This window comes from Hydrocoleum sp. CS-953 (genome assembly GCF_002260545.1).
Classification (GTDB): Bacteria; Cyanobacteriota; Cyanobacteriia; order Cyanobacteriales; family Microcoleaceae; genus Trichodesmium.
In genome coordinates this window covers 1-4,651 of record NZ_LGSU01000788.1, presented here as the reverse complement: position 1 = coordinate 4,651, position 4,651 = coordinate 1, and the positions used below count along the sequence as shown (strand labels likewise).

Below are 4,651 nucleotides of genomic sequence, written 5' to 3'. Positions count from 1 at the left end.
GCTCAGGTTTTGAGCGTATATGATGGTTAAACTATCTATTTATTTTAAGAAAATATAAAGTTTTCACATTCAACATCATTTATTTCAGCGAAGTAAATATTTTTTTTAGTCAAATAACAGTCTTCTACCTAGTTGTATAGAAAATATGCAACATGGGCAATAGTTTCAAATTTTTAACCAAAAAATACTGTCACCCTCTTAGCCTACGTTTTTGTACCAAAACTACCAATTGCCCTATAGCAGCTATTTTTATTCTCCTGTTTTCGGCTTTTGATGAGGAGCAAAAGGATTAACAACTTTAAGAAAATTCTTCGGAGGAGAAACAACAGCCTGAGAAGAGGGTGCAGGTTGAGTGGGGCGAGCATTACCCATACCTAACTCTCCTTTCTCTAATGTTCCTACCACCAGAGAGCCAATATAATCAGCACTGGTATAAGCCATCTCAATACATTGACTGATATTTTCTAGACCTTTGTCGTCAATAATACCATTACTGGTGGCCTTGTAAAACTGCACGGTAATACGGATAGGATAGCGATCGTCCCGTTCTAGTTTGTAATCTCCCAACTCTAGATGTTCGCCTTCATCCTCCCCATGTCCAATGACAGCATCTTCCATATCGCACCAGTCTGTCGATCTTGCCAACTCAAAGTAATCAGTTTCACCCAGAGAAGAGGAATATGCCAATGCCACAGGAAAAGAATATTCTATTTCCTTCTGTTTGAGTGGCACTTGAACAATCATTACCATATTCACATCTTGAGCGATTTCTACTTGCTCGCGAGCTGCTTCGAGGGAAATACCTTGTTGAGTTGCCAGATCGGTTGCTAAATTTTCTTTATAGTCACTCAAACGTTCGCCAGTCAAGCAAGCTCTCTGGCCATTGTTGTTGAAATAAATATTTTGTCCCCATTCTGCTACATCCTCACCATTATCAATAACTGTGGCACTGCTGCCTTCGGTAGAAATCAAAATAGCTAGAACAGCAGGGTTTCCCTGTTCTGATTGGTAGTTAAATAATACTGGATTAAAACTACATTTACCTTGACTGGGAATAGGCAAAAAACAAGCTTGAGCGCTTACCAAGACATGGGTATCTTTCTCTGTTAGTAGAGATTGACTTTCTCGATTAAATTTACTAGGGTAACTGATATACTGCTGTAAATTAGTCAGGTATTCCTCCAAACTCACCACTTCTAATTTTTTTCCTTTTTCATTCCCTACTTTAATTTTGACAAGCTCTAGAGGAACATCACCTGTTTTATCTGTAAAATTAGGATAACGAATAACGGGTAAGAGTTCTCTACGACCTAGTTCTTCTGGATGGCGAACTTGAAGAGTCAAATCACTGATATTAGGTCCCCAAACTGAACCAGGCGTTCGAGCAGTGTCTTCCCACATAACATTTACAACATTCAATCCCAGTTTTTTGACACGAGAGCATAGTTTTCTATCGTCGGTCATATCCACGATCCGATTCATTGCAGTATTAAATGAGTCATTAACTGTCATAAAAATTACCCAAAAAACCCTATAGAAAAATACTATTTTTGGGAATACTAACCTATCCACCAATTATTTATATTATTATTTATATTATATTTATTGGCCATCAATACGAGCAACAACTTGTCTATGCCATTCAGACAAAGTTTGCTCAAATTCTGGGTAATGCAGATGACCACGCCAGAGAATTAGAGCATCTTCCCCAGTTTGCTGATAATATCCTCGACGACGACCTACATCTTGAAAACCAAATTTATGATATAGAGACAATGCAGAAAAATTTGAAGCTGCAACTTCTAATGTAGCTCGCTCTAACCCTCTTTCCCAAGCAGACCTCATTAAAGTGTATAGTAGTAGTTGACCAAAACCCAAACGTTGGTATTGAGGATGGATTCCTAAAATAGTAATGTGCGCTTCCTCTAAGATAGCCCACAAACAACCTATACCAATTATAGACTGATGATTATAGGTAATCTGTGATTGAAAGTTAGAGGATTTAAAGACAACTTCCTCATTTCTATCTCCAGTATTTTGGCCAATCACTAAAATCAGCAAATCGCTATTAGGACTTTCTAACTCTCGCTGATAACCTTGAGCATTCCATAGTCCACCAAAGCAAAGTAGGTCCAATTCAACCACACTAGAAATATGCTCATGGCTCATTTTTTGAATCGTAATCATGGCCATACTTACTAATGGATAATGGATAATTGATAATAGATAATTAATCCCGAAAGGTTTAAAGCCTCTCATTACCAATGGATAATTGATAGTTAGAGATAGTTTTTATAATCCACTATCCATTATCAATTAATAAGATTTCCCTCTATTCAATCCTCAAGGGTAAAACCAAAGGTATTATCCATTATCAATTAATGAACACAGTCTAAATATTAGATAAAAAATCAATCAAAAATCGACAAAGTACAATAACTTCTATTTATTAGATAGACTATATCAAGCACTCAAGTATAAATCCGTACAGCACTCATGGTATCAACCCAATCTGTAATAGCAACCAACTCTGGGCTTCAATACTTGCCAAAATCAACAGAATCTGTTCAAGAGAGTTCACCCAATCAAGAACTTTTACCACTTACTGCCAAAGTTAACAGTTTAGACCATTTAGAAATCGGAGGTTGGGATGTCCCAGCATTAGTCGAGAAATTTGGCTCACCTCTATATATTGTGGACGAAGACACCCTCAGAACAGCTTGTCGCCAATATAGAGATGCCCTCAAACAGCATTATCCTGGAGAATCTTTGGTACTTTATGCTTCTAAAGCTTGGAGTAGTCTGGCAGTCTGTGCCTTATGTGGTTCTGAAGGTTTAGGTATAGATGTTGTATCTGGAGGGGAATTATATACAGCTATCCAAGCAGGTGTTAAACCTGACAAAATATACTTTCATGGCAATAACAAATCTCAAGCAGAATTAACTTTGGCCATAGAAACAGATTGTATAATTGTTGTGGATAACTGGCTAGAATTAGAAACATTAGCAGCTTTAAAGAACCAACAAAAGGAGGAGGTACAGAATCCTACTAAAATAATGATTAGGTTTACACCTGGTATTGAATGTCATACCCACGAATACATTCGTACAGGTCATTTAGATAGCAAGTTTGGATTTGACCCCAACCAACTAAATGATGTCTTTGCATTCATAAGTAAAGAAGAATTACTATCACTTATTGGTATTCATGCTCATATAGGTTCACAAATTTTTGAAGTTCAACCCCATCAAGATTTAGCAGGTGTAATGGTAGATGCAATGACAACTGCTATGTCATATAATTTACCAATCAAAGAAATTAATATCGGTGGTGGTTTAGGAATCCGTTATACTGAAGCAGATGACCCACCCAGTATTGAAACTTGGGTTCATAAGGTTAGTACAGCAATGGTAGATGCTTGTCAAGCTAGACAGTTACCATTACCTAAACTATTGTGTGAACCAGGACGTTCAATAATTGGGCCTGCCTGTGTAACAGCTTATACTGTAGGGTCTCAAAAACAAATTCCGGATATTAGGACTTATATATCTGTAGATGGGGGAATGTCAGATAACCCTCGCCCAATAACTTATCAGTCAATGTACCGAGCAGTTGTAGCTAACAGATTATCTGAAGCAAGCACAGAAACAGTTACTATTGCGGGTAAACATTGTGAGTCTGGTGATGTTTTGATTAAGAATGCTACCTTACCAGCAACCCAACCAGGAGATTGTTTAGTAGTTATGGCTACAGGTGCTTATAACTATAGCATGGCTTCTAACTATAATCGTTTACCACGTCCAGCAGCAGTTTTAGTATCCAATAACGAAGTAAATGTAATTTTACAGAGGGAAACTTACCAAGATTTACTCAATCAAGATACTTTACCAGAACGAATAGCTATGGGTAATAATAGTATTTGATTGGTAACACAAACCTAAAAGAATAGCAACTAATATGTTACCAATGTAAGTGCGACTCGTTGGCTAGTCAAGACTGTTAAAAAGCAGATATATCTAGCCTTCCGTGATTAAGGAGGTGATAAATATATAGTCACGAGAAAACTCTTATATCCTTCGAGGTGAAATTCCTCCGCCCCGTTGTCTGGGTAGAAAGCATAGGTCACACTGGTAAGACTGAATATCAAACTGGTGAAACTGGTCTAAATGAGGTTAAAGCTTTAACTACCAAATAAGTGAGACCTCTAGCAAAGGCTCACAAGTGGACGAATAGGAAGGTGATGAAACTCTCGTAAGTAATAACCACCTCAAAGGTAGCTATGGGGTGTAGGACAAAAGTCAGGGGGTCTATGGATAACCTTATTTACATGAGATTAGCAACCATGCCGAACCCTCCGGGAGATTTTGCCCCACTAAATCAGTCGTAATAAAGGAATAAGGGAACGAGAAAACCTCCTTAAGACACCTAAGAATATAGGTCGAAATCGAAGGTGCGCTATTCAAGGTCAATCTGCACATAGGTTGTAGGTCTTAGGGAGAATAGGATTGGGTAAAAAGCATAGATTGAGAATTCAGAATTCAGAATTCAGAATTTAGAATTATTAAATGATTAAATTATTAAATTTAGAATTCTAATTTATTAATTTTCCAATTCTAAATTCAAACAATTCTACATTCTAAATTCATTTGC

Annotated in this window: 3 protein-coding genes; 1 reads left to right on the top strand and 2 read right to left on the bottom strand. The window is 37.2% G+C overall.

The annotated features are described in order from the left end of the window. Positions 1 to 249 precede the first annotated feature (249 nt). Together AFK68_RS09770 and rimI are read right to left on the bottom strand one after the other, a co-directional pair. A complete protein-coding gene (locus AFK68_RS09770; RefSeq protein WP_094672543.1) occupies positions 250 to 1,512 on the bottom strand; it encodes a hypothetical protein in 1,263 nt (420 codons plus the stop codon). Between the two features lie 90 nt (positions 1,513 to 1,602). Further along, positions 1,603 to 2,193 carry a ribosomal protein S18-alanine N-acetyltransferase gene (rimI, locus tag AFK68_RS09765; RefSeq protein WP_094672542.1) on the bottom strand — a complete coding sequence of 197 codons (591 nt, stop codon included), beginning with the start codon at positions 2,191 to 2,193 and terminating at the stop codon, positions 1,603 to 1,605. Positions 2,194 to 2,496: 303 nt separating this feature from the next. Between rimI and lysA the strand changes: the two genes are divergently transcribed. Then, positions 2,497 to 3,924 (top strand): diaminopimelate decarboxylase, encoded by a 1,428-nt coding sequence (lysA, locus tag AFK68_RS09760; RefSeq protein ID WP_094672541.1) that lies wholly within the window; start codon positions 2,497 to 2,499, stop codon positions 3,922 to 3,924. Positions 3,925 to 4,651 lie beyond the last annotated feature (727 nt).